15 protein-coding genes are annotated in these 15,459 nt (G+C 69.7%); 2 read left to right on the top strand and 13 right to left on the bottom strand.

Annotated elements, in window-relative coordinates:
- Positions 1-33 precede the first annotated feature (33 nt).
- A complete protein-coding gene (locus tag DEJ12_RS11520) occupies positions 34-987 on the top strand; it encodes an ROK family protein (protein ID WP_111030143.1) in 954 nt (317 codons plus the stop codon).
- A 196-nt stretch (positions 988-1,183) separates the two neighbouring features.
- Positions 1,184-1,729 carry a hypothetical protein gene (locus DEJ12_RS11515; RefSeq protein ID WP_111030095.1) on the top strand — a complete coding sequence of 182 codons (546 nt, stop codon included), beginning with the start codon at positions 1,184-1,186 and terminating at the stop codon, positions 1,727-1,729.
- 164 nt (positions 1,730-1,893) lie between these two features.
- Here the strand turns inward: DEJ12_RS11515 and DEJ12_RS11510 are convergent, their stop codons facing one another.
- From DEJ12_RS11510 to thrS, 13 genes are all read right to left on the bottom strand, one after another.
- Entirely contained in the window at positions 1,894-4,218 is a 2,325-nt protein-coding gene (locus DEJ12_RS11510) for a bifunctional (p)ppGpp synthetase/guanosine-3',5'-bis(diphosphate) 3'-pyrophosphohydrolase (RefSeq protein ID WP_228513657.1), read from the bottom strand.
- 69 nt (positions 4,219-4,287) lie between these two features.
- Entirely contained in the window at positions 4,288-4,635 is a 348-nt protein-coding gene (locus DEJ12_RS11505; protein ID WP_071403840.1) for a rhodanese-like domain-containing protein, read from the bottom strand.
- Complete coding sequence (secF, locus tag DEJ12_RS11500; protein ID WP_111030094.1) at positions 4,635-5,639, bottom strand: protein translocase subunit SecF; 1,005 nt, start codon at positions 5,637-5,639, stop codon at positions 4,635-4,637. The genes DEJ12_RS11505 and secF overlap by 1 nt, the downstream gene beginning before the upstream one ends.
- A complete protein-coding gene (gene secD, locus DEJ12_RS11495) occupies positions 5,639-7,390 on the bottom strand; it encodes a protein translocase subunit SecD (protein WP_111030093.1) in 1,752 nt (583 codons plus the stop codon). Before secD ends, secF begins: the two co-directional genes overlap by 1 nt.
- Before the next feature lie 91 nt (positions 7,391-7,481).
- A complete protein-coding gene (gene yajC, locus DEJ12_RS11490; RefSeq protein WP_051596726.1) occupies positions 7,482-7,883 on the bottom strand; it encodes a preprotein translocase subunit YajC in 402 nt (133 codons plus the stop codon).
- 90 nt (positions 7,884-7,973) lie between these two features.
- Positions 7,974-9,017: a Holliday junction branch migration DNA helicase RuvB gene (gene ruvB, locus DEJ12_RS11485; protein WP_071403843.1), complete on the bottom strand. Its 1,044-nt coding sequence runs from the start codon at positions 9,015-9,017 to the stop codon at positions 7,974-7,976.
- Positions 9,014-9,634, bottom strand: a complete 621-nt coding sequence (gene ruvA, locus DEJ12_RS11480; RefSeq protein ID WP_071403844.1) for a Holliday junction branch migration protein RuvA — start codon at positions 9,632-9,634, stop codon at positions 9,014-9,016. Before ruvA ends, ruvB begins: the two co-directional genes overlap by 4 nt.
- The gene (gene ruvC / locus DEJ12_RS11475; RefSeq protein ID WP_035808297.1) at positions 9,631-10,278 is read right to left on the bottom strand and encodes a crossover junction endodeoxyribonuclease RuvC; all 648 of its coding nucleotides are present in this window, start codon (positions 10,276-10,278) and stop codon (positions 9,631-9,633) included. The genes ruvA and ruvC overlap by 4 nt, the downstream gene beginning before the upstream one ends.
- A 2-nt stretch (positions 10,279-10,280) precedes the next feature.
- On the bottom strand, positions 10,281-11,048 hold the full coding sequence (locus DEJ12_RS11470) for a YebC/PmpR family DNA-binding transcriptional regulator (protein ID WP_017887357.1): 768 nt from the start codon (positions 11,046-11,048) through the stop codon (positions 10,281-10,283).
- A 119-nt stretch (positions 11,049-11,167) separates the two neighbouring features.
- Positions 11,168-11,779, bottom strand: a complete 612-nt coding sequence (gene pdxT / locus DEJ12_RS11465; protein WP_111030092.1) for a pyridoxal 5'-phosphate synthase glutaminase subunit PdxT — start codon at positions 11,777-11,779, stop codon at positions 11,168-11,170.
- Positions 11,769-12,689 (bottom strand): pyridoxal 5'-phosphate synthase lyase subunit PdxS, encoded by a 921-nt coding sequence (gene pdxS, locus DEJ12_RS11460; RefSeq protein WP_071403847.1) that lies wholly within the window; start codon positions 12,687-12,689, stop codon positions 11,769-11,771. The genes pdxT and pdxS overlap by 11 nt, the downstream gene beginning before the upstream one ends.
- A 13-nt stretch (positions 12,690-12,702) precedes the next feature.
- On the bottom strand, positions 12,703-13,356 hold the full coding sequence (locus DEJ12_RS11455; RefSeq protein ID WP_258370604.1) for an HIT domain-containing protein: 654 nt from the start codon (positions 13,354-13,356) through the stop codon (positions 12,703-12,705).
- Positions 13,356-15,377 carry a threonine--tRNA ligase gene (gene thrS, locus DEJ12_RS11450; RefSeq protein ID WP_181433151.1) on the bottom strand — a complete coding sequence of 674 codons (2,022 nt, stop codon included), beginning with the start codon at positions 15,375-15,377 and terminating at the stop codon, positions 13,356-13,358. Before thrS ends, DEJ12_RS11455 begins: the two co-directional genes overlap by 1 nt.
- Positions 15,378-15,459: the final 82 nt, after the last annotated feature.

Raw genomic sequence — 15,459 nt, 5'->3', positions numbered from 1 at the left:
ACCGTGCCTCCAGAACGCCGCATCGGAGCGCGCATGTCCAGCACCGCACCCCAGTCCCCCGCCCTCGCTCTCGCCGTCGACCTCGGCGGCACGAAGGTCGAGGCCGCGCTCGTCACCGACCAGGGCGTCGTGCTGCCGGCGACCCGGTTCCGCAGCCCCACCGGGCCGCAGCGCACCTCAGACGAGCTGCAAGCCGCCGTCGACGAGGTCGTCACGGCCGCGCTCGGCGCGCTGCCCGCCGACGCGACGCTCGTCGGCGTCGGCGTCGGTTCCGCCGGCCCGGTCGACGAGGAGCACGGCCTCGTCTCCCCGCTCAACATGCCGGTCTGGCGTGGCCACCCGCTGCGCGACCGGATCGCGGCGCTCGTGCCGGACGACGTCCCGGTGACGCTCCGCATGGACGGCCTGGCGATCACCCTCGCCGAGCACTGGGTCGGCGCGGCCCAGGGCTACGAGCACGTCATGGGCATGATCGTCTCCACCGGCGTCGGCGGCGGGCTCATCCTGCACGGTCGCACCGTCAGCGGACCGACGGGCAACGCCGGCCACATCGGACACGTCGAGTGCGGCGGCTACGACGACCCCTGCGCCTGCGGCGGCACCGGTTGCCTCGAGGCGATCGCCAGCGGCCCGAAGACCGTGGCCTGGGCACGTCGTCAGGGCTTCACGGGCACGACCGGCGAGGAGCTCTCGGCCGCGTACGCCGCCGGCGACGAGATCGCCGTCGCCGCGATCCAGCGGAGCGGTCGCGCCCTCGGGCAGGCCATCGCCGCCGCCACGAGCCTGGTCGACCTCGAGATCGTCGCCATCGGCGGCGGGTTCTCGCACGTCACCCCCGACCTGTTCGAGTACGCCCGGCAGGCCGTGGCGGAGCGTGTCGAGTTCGGGTTCGTCACGAAGGTCCAGATCGTGCCGACCGGGTTGTCCCAGGACGGTCCGCTCATCGGTGCCGCGGCGCTCGTGCACCGCGCCGACGTCCTGCGCTGAGCACGCGCGTCGCGCCCGGCCTGGCCCGACCCGGCGCGCGGCCGTCGGCTGGTCGCGTCGTCGACGCGACCCACGCCGTGGACGTGACCGGCGACGGCCTGGAGGCGCGGTGCGGGCCCGCCACGTGCCTCCCGGCTGGTGTGTGCCTTGTCCACAGGCCTGTCGGTCGCGTGCGCAGGTCGGGCAGGATGTGCGGGTGCCCCGCCCGCGACTGCTGACCAGTGACGACTGGCCGGAACCCGAGCTGCGTGCGGCGGTCCTGGCGGGCGAGCTGGTCGCCGTCGGTCCCTGCTGGGCCTCCCCCGCTGAACCGCAGACGCCGTCGTTGCGCGCCGCCGCTGCCGCCTGGGTCCTGCGGGACGCGCGGCTGATCGCCTGCACCCTGACCGCCGCGTGGATCTGGGGCGCGGTGTCGCGGCCGCCGGTGCCGCTCGAGGCCTGCATCCCGCCGCAGGTCCGCGTCCACGTCGGACCGGACGTGCGCCTGCGGGAGGTCCGGATCGACGTCGACGACACCGTCGAGCTCTCGCGGCTGCGGGTCACGGTGCCTGCGCGGACCGCGGTCGACCTGCTCCGGACGCCGGGGCCGACGGCCGGTGCGTTCGGGGAGGCCGAGGCGACGGCCGTGCACGGGCTGCTCGCGATCGGGGCGGTCACGGCCGACGAGCTGCGGACGCGCCTGACGTCGCTCGGGACGATCCCCATGGTGCGGCAGGCCGAGCGGCGGTTGCGGGGGCTGTAGGGCGTGGCTGGGGGTGCTGTGCGGTAGGGGTTGCGCGTTGGGTGCGGGCGCGGGTGGTCACAACACCCCGCTCACGTTCGCCGAGTGGTCAAGAACCGTCGGTTGGCAGGGCCGCAACCGACGGTTGCTGACCGGTCGACGGCCGGGCCGCGCGGGCCCTGCCGCTAGCCGGCGCTGACGCGGTAGACGTCGTAGACGGCGTCGATGCGTCGCACCGCGTTGAGCACACGGTCGAGGTGGATGGTGTCACCCATCTCGAACACGAACCGGCTCAGCGCGAGACGGTCGGACGAGGTCGAAACCGTCGCGGACAGTATGTTCACGTGGTGGTCGGTCAGGACCCGGGTGACGTCGCTGAGCAGGCCCGACCGATCGAGCGCCTCGATCTGGATCTGCACCAGGAACACCGACTTCGACGACGGGGCCCACTCGACCTCGATCATCCGGTCGGGCTCGTTCATGAGCGACTTCACGTTGGTGCACGACGACTGGTGCACGGAGACACCCTGGCCGCGGGTGATGAAGCCCACGATCTGGTCGCCCGGCACCGGCGTGCAGCACTTCGCGAGCTTCACGAGGATGTCGGGCGCACCGCGGACCAGCACGCCGCTGTCGCTCGTGCGCAGCTGCCGACTGGTGACCTGGCGCGGGAACGCGAGTTCGGGTTCGTCCGTCTCGGTCTCGGTCTGGACGTTGCCGAGGACCTTCTCGATCACCGACTGCGTCGAGACGTGGCCCTCGCCGATGGCGGCGTACAGGGCGGAGACGTCCTCGTACCGCATCGACGAGGCGACCTCGGCGATGCTGTCCTGGCTCATGATGCGCTGGAGCGGCAGGTTCTGCTTGCGCATCGCCCGGGCGATGGCGTCACGACCCTGCTCGATCGCCTCTTCGCGGCGCTCCTTGGTGAACCACTGCTTGATCTTGTTGCGCGCGCGGGGGCTGCGGACGAACTGCAGCCAGTCCTGCGAGGGGCCGGAGTCGGGGTTCTTCGACGTGAAGATCTCGACGACGTCGCCACTGGACAGCTGGCTCTCGAGCGGGACGAGGCGGCCGTTGACCTTCGCACCCATCGTGCGGTGGCCGATCTCGGTGTGCACGGCGTAGGCGAAGTCGACCGGGGTGGCTCCCGCGGGGAGCCCGATGACCTTGCCCTGCGGCGTGAAGACGTAGGTCTCCTTGGCGCCGATCTCGTAGCGCAAGGAGTCGAGGAACTCGCCCGGGTCGCTGGTCTCGGCCTGCCAGTCGGTGATGTGGGCGAGCCACGCCATGTCCTGGTCGTCCGTGGTCGACGAGGTACCGGCGTCACGGCCGGCAGCACGCTGCTTGTACTTCCAGTGGGCGGCGACACCGAACTCGGCGCGCTGGTGCATCTCGTGCGTGCGGATCTGGATCTCGACCGCACGACCCTGCGGTCCGAGCACCGTGGTGTGCAGCGACTGGTACAGGTTGAACTTGGGGGTCGCGATGTAGTCCTTGAAGCGACCGGGCAGCGGGGTCCAGCGGGCGTGCACCGAGCCGAGCATGGCGTAGCAGTCGCGCACGGTCGGCACGAGCACGCGGATGCCGACGAGGTCGTAGATCTCGTCGAACTCGCGACCCCGCACGATCATCTTCTGGTAGATCGAGTAGTACTGCTTCGGCCGGCCCATGACGTCACCGCGGACCTTGGCGGCCTTCAGGTCCTTCTTCAGGGTCCCGATGACGTTCTGGACGAACTGCTCGCGCTTCGGCTGGCGTTCCTTGACCAGGCTGTCGATCTCGACGTAGAGCTTCGGGTGCAGGACCGCGAACGACAGGTCCTCGAGCTCGAGCTTGATCATCTGGATGCCGAGCCGGTGCGCGAGCGGCGCGTAGATCTCGAGCGTCTCCTTCGCCTTGCGCGTGGCGGAGGTCGACTCGACGAAGCCCCACGTGCGGGCGTTGTGCAGGCGGTCGGCGAGCTTGATGACGAGGACGCGGATGTCCTTCGACATCGCGATGACCATCTTGCGGACGGTCTCGGCCTGCGCGCTGTCGCCGTACTTGACCTTGTCGAGCTTCGTGACGCCGTCGACGAGCATCGCGATCTCGTCGCCGAAGTCGGCCCGCAGCTGGTCGAGCTGGTAGTCGGTGTCCTCCACCGTGTCGTGCAGGAGCGCAGCCGCGATGGTGATCGTGCCGATGCCGAGGTCGGCCAGGATCTGCGCGACCGCGACGGGGTGCGTGATGTACGGCTCACCGGACTTGCGCTTCTGCCCGTCGTGCGCGCGCTCGGCGACCGAGTACGCCCGCTCGATGAGCGTCACGTCGGCCTTGGGGTGGTGCGAGCGAACCGTGCGGATCAATGTGTCCACGGCGCCGGCCGGCTGGGCGCGCGAGAACAGGCGCGGGAGCAGCGAGCGGAGGGAACCGAGGTTGCCGGTGGTGTTCGGACCGATCGGGCTCGAGGGCCGCGGGGCGGATCCCGGGCGGCTCGGCGCGGACGGCTCTTCGCGGGTGTCCGTCATGATGCGCCTCCCAGGACTCGGTCCGAGAGCTCGATCCGAGCTCGATCCGACAAGACTACGCGTCCCCGGTCAGTGCCCGTGACGCGGTTCGCCCTGGGCGTCGCGCTCCACCGGTGCCCCCGCCTGCTCCCAGGCGAGCATGCCGCCGGAGAGGTTGACGGCCGGGACACCCGACTGCTCGAGCGCCGCGACGATGCGCGACGAACGGCCGCCCGAGTGGCAGACGATGATGGCCGGCTGGTCGCCGCCGTCGATCTCCTGCCAGCGGTCCACGAACTCCGACATCGGCACGAGCGTGGCCTGGGGAGCGTGGACCTCGTCCCACTCCCCCTGCTCACGGACGTCGAACAGGCGGGCTCCGGCGTCGATGCGGCGCTGGGCCTCGGCGACGTCGATCTCCTGGATCTCGATGGGCATCAGACGCTCGCCTCTGCTGCGTCGACCTCACGCTGGCGCTTCTCGGCCGCCGCGGTCTTCTTGGCGTCCGACTCCTTGATCTTCGGCTCGTTCTCGCGCAGCTGCGCGTACATCGGCGACGCGATGAAGATCGTCGAGTAGGTGCCGACGATGATGCCGATGAACAGCGCGAGGGAGATGTCGCGCAGGGTGCCGGCGCCGAGCACGTACGACCCGATGAAGAGGATCGCCGCGACCGGCAGCAGTGCCACGACCGAGGTGTTGATCGATCGGACGAGGGTCTGGTTGACCGCGAGGTTGACCGACTGCTTGAACGTCCGGATCGACTCCTGCGCGGTGTTCTCACGCACCTTGTCGAAGACCACCACGGTGTCGTAGAGCGAGTACCCGAGGATCGTCAGGAAGCCGATGACCGCCGCGGGCGTGACCTCGAGCCCGACGATGCCGTACACGCCAGCCGTGATGAGCAGGTCGTGCAGCAGCGCGGCCATCGCGGACAGCGACATCTTCCAGGTGCGGAAGTAGAGCGTCATGAAGACCGCGGCGAGGGCGAGGAAGATCACGAGACCACGGATGGCCTGCGCGAGCACGTCGGCACCCCACGTCGCGCCGATGAAGGTCGCGGCGACCTGGCTCTCGGGGACGTCGTAGGCCTTCGCCAGGGCGTCCTGCACCTCGGTCGTCTGTCGGTCGGTGAGCTGCCCGGTCTGGACTCGGATGCCGTGCGTGCCGAGCTGCGAGACGCGCGGGATGGACTCCGGGACGACGTCCTCGACGGTCTCGGTGGCGATGTTCTGGTCGAGCGTCTTGACGTCGGAGATCGTGAACTCCGAGCCGCCGGTGAACTCGATGCCGAGCTGGTACCCGCCACGGAGCCACGGGGTGACCAGGGAGATCAGGATCATCGCGAGGGCGATGAGGTACCAGGTCTTCCGGCGCCCGATGATGTCGTACGATCGCTTCCCCGTGTAGAGGTCGCTGCCGAACTGGCTGAAGCTGGCCATCAGTTGTCCTTCCCGTCCGGCGTCGAGCCGTTGTCGCCGGAGGCCTGCTGGGCCTTCCGTTCCGCGATCGTCTGTCGGCGCTGTGCCTCACCGGCACTGCGCTGGCGCTTGCCGTCCACGACGGGTGCGCGGAACTGCGCGCGCCCCCGGTAGACGGCGCCGAGTGCTGCCGGGTCGAGACCGCTGAACCGGTGCCCCTCGCCGAAGAACCGGCTGCGGGCGATGAGCTGCATCATCGGGTGGGTGAAGAGCGCGACCACCACGATGTCGATGAGGGTCGTGAGGAGCAGCGTGAACGCGAAGCCCTTCACGTCGGCGACCGCGAGCACGTACAGCGTGACGGCGGCGAGGAAGTTCACCGCGTCGGACGCAAGGATCGTGCGGAGGGCACGCTTCCAGCCGGACTCGACCGCGCTCTCGAGGGCACGGCCGTCACGGAGTTCGTCACGGATGCGCTCGAAGTAGACGATGAACGAGTCCGCCGTGATGCCGATGGCGACGATCAGACCCGCCACACCGGCCAACGAGAGACGGTAGTCGACGCGCCACGACATGATCGCGATCACCAGGTAGGTGAGCACCGCGGCGATCCCGAGCGACAGCACCGTGACGAACGCCAGGGCCCGGTACTGGATGACCGAGTAGATGATCACCAGGATCAGACCGATCAGACCGGCGATGAGGCCACCGATGAGCTGCGCGGTGCCGAGTGTCGCCGAGATGTTCTCGTTCGACTGCACCTGGAAGTTGATCGGCAGCGCACCGTACTTGAGCTGGTCGGCGAGGGTCTTGGCAGACTCGGCGGTGAAGTTCCCGCTGATCTGCGCCTTGCCGTTGGTGATCGCCGAGTTCGTCGTCGGTGCGGTGATGACCGAACCGTCGAGCACGATCGCGAACTGGTTCTGCGGCTGCTGGAGCGAGACGAGACGGTTCGTGACGGTGCGGAAGTCCTTCGAGCCCTCGCCGTTGAACGTCAGGTTGACGGCCCACTGGCCCGTCGACGTGCCCTGCGAGTCGGTGGCGAGACCCGAGGTGGCGTTGCTGATGTCGGCACCGGAGACCTCGACCGGACCGAGGATGTACTTCCCCGCGCCGTCCTGGTCACACGTGACCAGGGGCTCGTCGTCGGGCGCCGTGGTGACGTCGTCCGGAGCCGCGCAGTTGTAGTTGGTGTACAGGTCCTGCAGCTTCGGCGTGACCCAGTTCAGGTCGCTCGCGTTCGTCGGCTTCGCGCTCGGCGTCGCGGCGAGCGAGGCCGGCGGCGAGTACGGCGTGGCCGATGCGGTGCCCTTGCCGTCGTCACCGACGGCGGAGTTCGTCGCGGCCTCGGTGAAGAGCACCGGGCGGAAGGTCAGCTTGGCGGCTGCCTCGATGCGGTCGATCGTGGCCTTGTCGGGACGACCCGGGATCGAGACGACGATGTTGTTCGCGCCCTGGGTGTTGATCTCGGACTCGGAGACACCGGTGGCGTCGATGCGCTGGCGGATGATGTTCACCGCCTGCTGCAGCTGCTGCGAGGTGACGGAGTCGCCCTCGGTGTTCTGCGCCGCGAGGGTCAGCTGCGTGCCGCCCTGCAGGTCCAGAGCCAGCTCCGGCACCCAGCTCGCGCCCTGGTACCACTTGTCGGTGTCGTCCTTCGAAGAGCCGGCGAGGATCGACGCGGCGGTGTTCACGCCGGCGAGGATCGCCATCAGGATCACCAACCAGGTGAGCGAGCGCAGCGCCTTCTTGACGGGTGTCGATCGTGCCACCGGTCGTCTCGTCTTTCTGTTCAGGACCGTCGGCACACCGTGCGACGGCAGAGGGAAGCCGCCGGGTCAGACGACCCGGCGGCCGAGGGCGTCAGTCGTCGGACTTGCGCTTCGTGGCGTCGGTCTCGTCGACGCGGTCGGTGTCGACACGCTCGCCGTAGACCGGCTCACCGTTGAGCTCGGCCACCGGCTTCGGCTCGTCCTCGGTGGTCGTGGTGGTCTCGACGTCGGACGCGTTGTCGTCGACGACGCGCGACAGGGTCTGGCGGTGCACGGTGACGATGGTCCCCGGTGCGATCTCGACGTCAGCGGTGACCTTCTCCTCGTTCACGGAGAGGAGCGTGCCGTAGAGGCCGAAGGACAGCATGACCTTGGCGCCCGGGACCATCTTGTCCACGAGTTCGGCCTGCTGCTTCTTGCGCTTGCGGCTGTTGTAGAACATGAAGGCCGCGAACGCCACGACGATGACGATGAGGATGACTTCTTGACCCATGATGCGTTGCCTTCTCTGGTTGCTCGGTTTCGGGCCGTAGCAGTCTAGGGCACGCCGGTGTCCGTGGCATGTCACTCGACTGATCGGCGTTCAGTCGTCGGTGTCCTGGTCGTCGAAGAGCCCCGGCTGCCCGCCGTCGGCCTGTCCCGGGGTGAGGCCGAGGTGCCGCCACGCACGTGGTGTGGCGATGCGCCCACGGGGCGTGCGCGTCACGAGACCGACCCGGACGAGGAACGGTTCGACGACCGACTCGATCGTCTCGGATTCCTCGCCGACGGAGACGGCGAGGGTGTTCAGACCGACCGGGCCCCCGTCGAACCGGGTCAGCATGATCTCGACCACGGCCCGGTCGAGCCGGTCGAGCCCGAGTTCGTCGACGTCGTACAGGTCGAGTGCACCCTGGACCGCGGCCATGCCGTCGGTGGTGCGGTGCACGAGGGCGTAGTCGCGCACCCGGCGGAGCAGGCGGTTCGCGATGCGCGGGGTGCCGCGGGAGCGTCCGGCGATCTCGCGCAGGGCGGTCCGGTCGATGTCGAGTTCGAGCAGGTGGGCCGCACGGATCAGGACCTGCTCGAGCTCGTCCTTCTCGTAGAACTCGAGGTGCGCGGTGAACCCGAAGCGGTCGCGCAGCGGGTTCGGCAGCAGGCCGGCCCGGGTGGTGGCGCCGACGAGCGTGAACGGTGCGAGGTCGAGCGGGATGCTCGTGGCACCCGCACCCTTGCCCACCATCACGTCGATGCGGAAGTCCTCCATCGCCAGGTAGAGCATCTCCTCTGCCGAGCGGGCCATGCGGTGGATCTCGTCGATGAACAGCACTTCGCCCGGGACCAGGGACGACAGCACGGCGGCGAGGTCACCGGCGTGCTGGATCGCCGGGCCGCTCGACATGCGCAGCGGTCGCCCGGTCTCGTGCGCGACGATCATCGCGAGCGTGGTCTTGCCGAGGCCGGGAGGACCCGCCATCAGGATGTGGTCGGGCGTGCGCTCCTGCATGCCCGCGGCCTTGAGGAGCAGGTCGAGCTGCCCGCGGACCTTGCGCTGCCCGACGAACTCGTCGAGCGAGCGCGGACGGAGCGCGCCTTCGAACGCGAGTTCCTCCTGCGACTCGGCGCCGGCGGACGTGATGCCGCTCACCGGCCGGCTGCCGCGGGTCGCAGGGCGCCGAGGGCGGCGCGGAGCAGGGCCTGGGTGCCCATCGCGGCGGCACCGGGCTCGTTGGCGACGGCGTCGTCGACCGCGGACTGTGCCGCGTCCTCGCGCCAGCCGAGGCCGATGAGCGCCGAGACGACGTCGACCGCGGCGGGGTGCACTGCGGTCCCCCGTGCTGCCGCGACGACGGCTGCCTGCTCGAAGGCCACGAGCTTGCCGGAGAGCGCGACGATGATGAGCTTGGCGGTCTTCGGGCCGATGCCGGAGACCTTGCGGAAGGCACCGTCGTCCTCGTTCGCGACGGCGTTCGCGATCTGCGCCGGGTCCATGTGGGCCAGGACGCCCATCGCGGACTTCGGGCCGACGCCGGAGACCCCGCGGAGCAGGTCGAACACCTGCAGCGCGTCGGTCGACTCGAAGCCGAAGAGCAGGTGCTCGTCCTCGCGCACGATCATGGCGGTCCGCACGAACACCTCGGACCCGTGGCGCATCGTCAGCGCGTGCGCGGGGGTCACGGTGACGGCGTACCCGACTCCCCCGACCTCGATCACCACGGCCGAGCCGGCGATGTCGATGCAGGTGCCCCGGAGACTCGCGATCATGCTCCGAGCCTAGGGCCGCCCACCGACGACGCCGACCTGCCACGCTGCGGGCGGGCCGCGGCGGCGGCCGCGCGGGCCAGCGGCGAGTCGACGGTGCCGCCCTGCGCGTCCCGCCAGGCGCGCTGTGCGGGGGTGAGGTTCGTGGCACGCGAGCCGGCGGCATCGGGTGATCCGAGCCTCCAGGCATGGCAAACGGCCAACGCGAGCGCGTCGGCGGCGTCGGCCGGCTTCGGGGCCTCGTCGAGCCCGAGCACGCGCGCGATCATGGTCTGCACCTGACGCTTGTCGGCATTGCCGTAGCCCGTGACGGCGGCCTTGACCTCGGACGGAGTGTGCAGCCCGACGGGCAGGCCGCGGGCGGCCGCGGCGTGCAGCGCCAGGCCGGCCGCCTGTGCGGTCCCCATCACGGTGCGGACGTTCGCCTGCGCGAACACCCGCTCGACGGCGACCGCATCGGGGTGGTGTTCGTCGATCTCGGCGGCGATGCCGTCGGCGATGCGGAGCAGCCGCTGTTCGAGCGGCATGTCCGGCGGGGTACGCACGACCGTCACGTGGACGAGTCGTGCGCGCCGGTTCGGTGCGACCTCGACGACGCCGACGCCGCACCGGGTGAGCCCGGGGTCCACCCCGAGCACACGGAGCACGGTTACTCGCCCTCGTCCTCGTCGAGCTCGGCCTGGACGTCCGCGGGGATGTCGAAGTTCGAGTAGACGTTCTGCACGTCGTCGGAGTCCTCGAGCGCGTCGATCAGGCGGAACACCTTGCGGGCGGTCTCGGCGTCGACCGGGACCTTGAGGCCGGGCACGAACTCGGCGTCGGCGGAGTCGTAGTCGATGCCGGCGTCCTGCAGGGCGGTGCGGGCGGCGACCAGGTCGCTGGCCTCGGTGATGATCTCGAAGCCACCACCCTGATCGATGACGTCCTCGACACCGGCGTCCAGCACCGCGGTCATCACGGTGTCCTCGTCGAGACCGTCGGTCTTCGTGACCGAGATGACGCCCTTGCGCGAGAAGTTGTAGGCGACGCTGCCCGGGTCGGCCATGGTGCCGCCGTTGCGCGACATCGCCGTCCGGACCTCGGCCGCAGCACGGTTCTTGTTGTCCGTGAGGCACTCGATGAGCATCGCGACGCCGTTGGGGCCGTAGCCCTCGTACATGATCGTCGTGTACTCGATGGTCTCGCCCGTGAGACCGGCACCGCGCTTGACGGCGCGGTCGATGTTGTCGTTGGGGACCGAGGTCTTCTTCGCCTTCTGCACGGCGTCGACCAGGGTCGGGTTGCCGGACATGTCGGCACCGCCCATCTTCGCGGCGACCTCGATGTTCTTGATCAGCTTGGCGAACGACTTGGCACGGCGCTGGTCGATGACCGCCTTCTTGTGCTTGGTCGTTGCCCACTTGGAATGCCCGGACACGGTTCTCCTTGCGTCTTGCGGAAAGTCCCGCTCAGTTTAGCGGCCCTGTGGGCCGAACACCGGCATGGAGGCGCGGCGCGGCTTCCGTCCCGTCGGTGCGGCGGGTGGACGGTCACGCCTCAGGCGCTGCGCACCAGGTCGAGGAACCGGCGGTGGAAGCGGTCCTCGCCGGCGACCTCGGGGTGGAACGCACTCGCGATGACGTTGCCCTGCTGCACGGCGACGACCTGGCCGTCGGGCAGTGCGCCGAGGACGTGGACGTCGTCGCCGCGCTGCTCCACGACGGGGGCCCGGATGAACACGGCGTGCACCGGGGCCTCGCCGAGGTCGGGCATCGGGATGTCGATCTCGAATGAGTCGTTCTGCGCACCGAACGCGTTGCGGCGCACGGTGGTGTCGAGCACGTCGAGGGTCTGCTGGCCGCTGATGCCGTCGGTGATCCGCGACGACAGCATGATCATGCCGGCGCAGGTGCCGTAGGTCGGCAGGCCACCGCGGATCGCGTCGGCGAGGGGCTCGGCGACGCCGAACGCGCGGGACAGCTTGTCCATCACGCTCGACTCGCCCCCGGGGATCACGACGCCGTCGAGGGTCTCGATCTCCTCGGGGCGACGGAGCGGCACCACGTCGGCGCCGAGCTCGGTCAGCGAGGCGATGTGCTCGCGGAAGTCACCCTGCAGCGCCAGGACCCCGATGCGGGGCCGAGCGCCGCTCGTCGGACTACCAGCCACGCTCGGCGAGGCGGTGCGGTGCGGGGACGTCGGCGACGTTGATGCCGACCATCGCCTCGCCCAGACCACGGGAGACCTCGGCGATGACCTTGGGGTCGTCGTGGAAGGTCGTCGCCTTGACGATCGCGGCAGCACGCGCTGCCGGGTCGCCGGACTTGAAGATGCCGGAACCGACGAAGACACCGTCGGCGCCGAGCTGCATCATCATCGCGGCGTCGGCCGGGGTGGCGACACCACCGGCGGTGAAGAGGACGACGGGGAGCTTGCCGGTGCGGGCGACTTCCTGCACGACGTCGATCGGGGCCTGGAGCTCCTTGGCGGCGACGTAGAGCTCGTCGTCACGCAGGTTGCGGAGCGCCGCGATCTCCTTGGTGATGGTGCGGATGTGCTTGGTGGCCTCGGACACGTCGCCCGTGCCGGCCTCGCCCTTGGAACGGATCATCGCCGCACCCTCGGTGATGCGACGGAGCGCCTCGCCCAGGTTGGTGGCACCGCAGACGAACGGGGTGGTGAACTTCCACTTGTCGATGTGGTTGAGGTAGTCGGCCGGCGACAGCACCTCGGACTCGTCGATGTAGTCGACGCCGAGCTCCTGCAGCACCTGCGCCTCGACGAAGTGGCCGATGCGGGCCTTCGCCATGACGGGGATCGACACCGCGGCGATGATCTCCTCGATCATCGAGGGGTCGGACATGCGGGCGACGCCGCCCTGCGCACGGATGTCGGCGGGGACGCGCTCGAGGGCCATGACGGCGGTCGCACCGGCTTCTTCCGCGATGCGGGCCTGCTCGGCGTCGACGACGTCCATGATCACGCCGCCCTTGAGCATCTCGGCGAGTCCGCGCTTGACGCGGTCGGAGCCGGTGATCGAGGTGCCAGGGGTGCCGGAGGTGCTGGTGCTGTCGCTCATGATGCCGACCAGTCTAGTGCGCTCGGGGCCACCCGTCGGCGACGAGTCGACGGGTCTCGCCGAGCAACTGCGACATGGACTTGGTCCGGGCGATGATCGGGAAGAAGTTCGCGTCCGACTGCCACCGCGGGACGATGTGCTGGTGCAGGTGTGCGGCCACGCCGGCACCGGCGACCTCGCCTTGGTTCATGCCGATGTTGAAGCCGTCGCAGTGCGAGACCTCGCGCAGCACCCGCATCGCGGTCTGGGTCAGCTCGCCGATCTCGCGCAGTTCGTCAGGCGTCGCCTCGTCGTAGAGCGGGACGTGCCGGTACGGGCAGACCAGCAGGTGCCCGTTGTTGTACGGGAACAGGTTGAGCAGCACGTAGGCGTGCTCACCGCGGGCCACGATCAGGGCGTCCTCGTCGGACTTCCGCGGGGCTTCGCAGAACGGGCAGTCGTCGTCGTGCCCGCGTCCCCGGCCTTCGCGGCCGGCGTCGATGTAGGCCATCCGGTGCGGGTTCCAGAGCCGCTGGAACGCGTCCGGGACGGCTGCGCCCGTGGCCGCGTCGCGGATCACCAGCGGATCGGTGTCCGCGCCTTCGGAGCCCGCGGCGGCGGTGGGACCGGCCACGTCGTCGACGTGACCGGTCCCCGCGGCCTGCTCCGGGCCTCCTGGGAGGGCCATCAGACCTGCGTGCGCTCGCGGATCGCGGTGAGGATGCGGTCCACGGCCTCGTCGACGGGCACCGCGTTGTCCTGGCGGCCGTCGCGGAAGCGGAAGCTGACGGCGCCGGCATCGCGGTCGTCGCCACCGGCGATGAGCTGGAACGGCACCTTCGCCTTGGTGTGCGTGCGGATCTTCTTCTGCATGCGGTCGTCCGAGTGGTCGACCTCGGCGCGGACGCCGTGGGCGCGGAGCTTCGCGATGACCTCGTCGAGGTAGTCGCCGTACTCGGCCGCGACCGGGATGCCGACGACCTGGACGGGCGACAGCCACGCCGGGAACGCGCCCGCGTAGTGCTCGGTGAGGACACCGAAGAAGCGCTCGATCGAGCCGAACAGCGCGCGGTGGATCATCACCGGACGCTGGCGCGAGCCGTCGGCAGCGGTGTAGTCGATGCCGAAGCGCTCGGGCAGGTTGAAGTCGAGCTGCACGGTCGACATCTGCCAGGTGCGACCGATGGCGTCGCGGGCCTGCACGGAGATCTTCGGGCCGTAGAACGCGGCGCCGGCCGGGTCCGGCACGAGCTCGAGACCGGACTCCTCGGCGACCTGGCGCAGGGTCTCCGTCGCGACGTCCCAGACCTCGTCGTCACCGACGTACTTCTCCGGGTCCTTCGTGGAGAGCTCGAGGTAGAAGTCGTCGAGGCCGTAGTCGCGCAGGAGCGAGAGCACGAACGCGAGGGTCGTGGTCAGCTCCTCCTTCATCTTCTCCTGCGTGGTGAAGATGTGCGCGTCGTCCTGGGTCAGGCCGCGCACGCGGGTGAGGCCGTGGATGACGCCGGACTTCTCGTTGCGGTACACCGTGCCGAACTCGAACATCCGGAGCGGCAGGTCGCGGTAGGAGCGGGGCTGCGACCGGTACGCCAGGATGTGCATCGGGCAGTTCATCGGCTTGAGGTAGTAGTCGGCGCCCTGCCGGGTGACGTTGCCGTCCTCGTCCTTCGCCTCGTCCATGTGCATGGCCGGGAACATGCCGTCCTTGTACCAGCCGAGGTGCCCGGAGGTCTCGAACAGGTCGCCCTTGGTGATGTGGGGCGTGTAGACGAACGAGTAGCCGTTCTCCTCGTGCCGACGGCGCGAGTAGTCCTCCATCTCGCGGCGGATGATGCCGCCCTTCGGGTGGAAGATCGCCAGGCCGGAACCGATCTCGTCGGGGAACGAGAACAGGTCGAGTTCGGCGCCGAGCTTGCGGTGGTCGCGCTTGGCGGCTTCCTCGAGGCGCACGAGGTACGCCTTGAGCTGGTCCTTGTCGGGCCAGGCGGTGCCGTAGATGCGCTGCAGCTGCGGGTTCTTCTCGGAGCCGCGCCAGTACGCGGCGGCGACGCGCATGAGCTTGGCGGCGTTGCCGATCCAGCGGGTGTGCGGGACGTGCGGGCCGCGGCAGAGGTCCTGCCAGAGCACCTCGCCCGACTTAGGGTCGACGTTCTCGTACACGGTGAGCTCGCCGGCACCGACCTCGACGCTCTCGCCGGAGTCACCGTCGGACGCCGCACCCTTGAGGCCGATGAGCTCCTGCTTGTAGGGCTCCCCCGCCATCAGCTCGCGTGCCTGCTCGTCAGTGACGACCACGCGACGGAAGCGCTGGGCCTGCTTGACGATGCGGTCCATGCCCTTCTCGATCGCCTTGAGGTCTTCGGGGGTGAAGGGCTCGGCGACGTCGAAGTCGTAGTAGAAGCCGTCGGTGACGGGCGGCCCGATGCCGAGCTTGGCGTCCGGGTTGATCTGCTGCACGGCCTGCGCCAGCACGTGGGCGGCCGAGTGCCGGAGGATGTCGAGCCCGTCCTGCTCCTGCAGGGTGACGGCCTCGGCGGTCTCGCCGGCCTGCACGTCCGCCGCGAGGTCCTTCAGGACACCGTCGACACGGATCGCGACGATGCCGCGCTCGCCGTCGAAGAGCTCGGTGCCGGTCGTGGTCGTCGTCGCGGTCCGGGGCTCGGGTGCCTGGGGAAGCTCGGCGGGCGCGGGTGCGACTGACTCGGTCACGATGATGGGACTCCTCGATCGAAATGGTGCGTCAAGACTAGTGCGAGACGTGCTCGCGTGCGGACGCCGGGGACGCGCCTGT

This window comes from Curtobacterium sp. MCLR17_059 (assembly GCF_003234665.1).
GTDB lineage: Bacteria > Actinomycetota > Actinomycetes > Actinomycetales > Microbacteriaceae > Curtobacterium > Curtobacterium flaccumfaciens.
The sequence above is the reverse complement of the archived record's forward strand: the minus strand, read 5'-3'. Positions and strand labels throughout refer to the sequence as shown.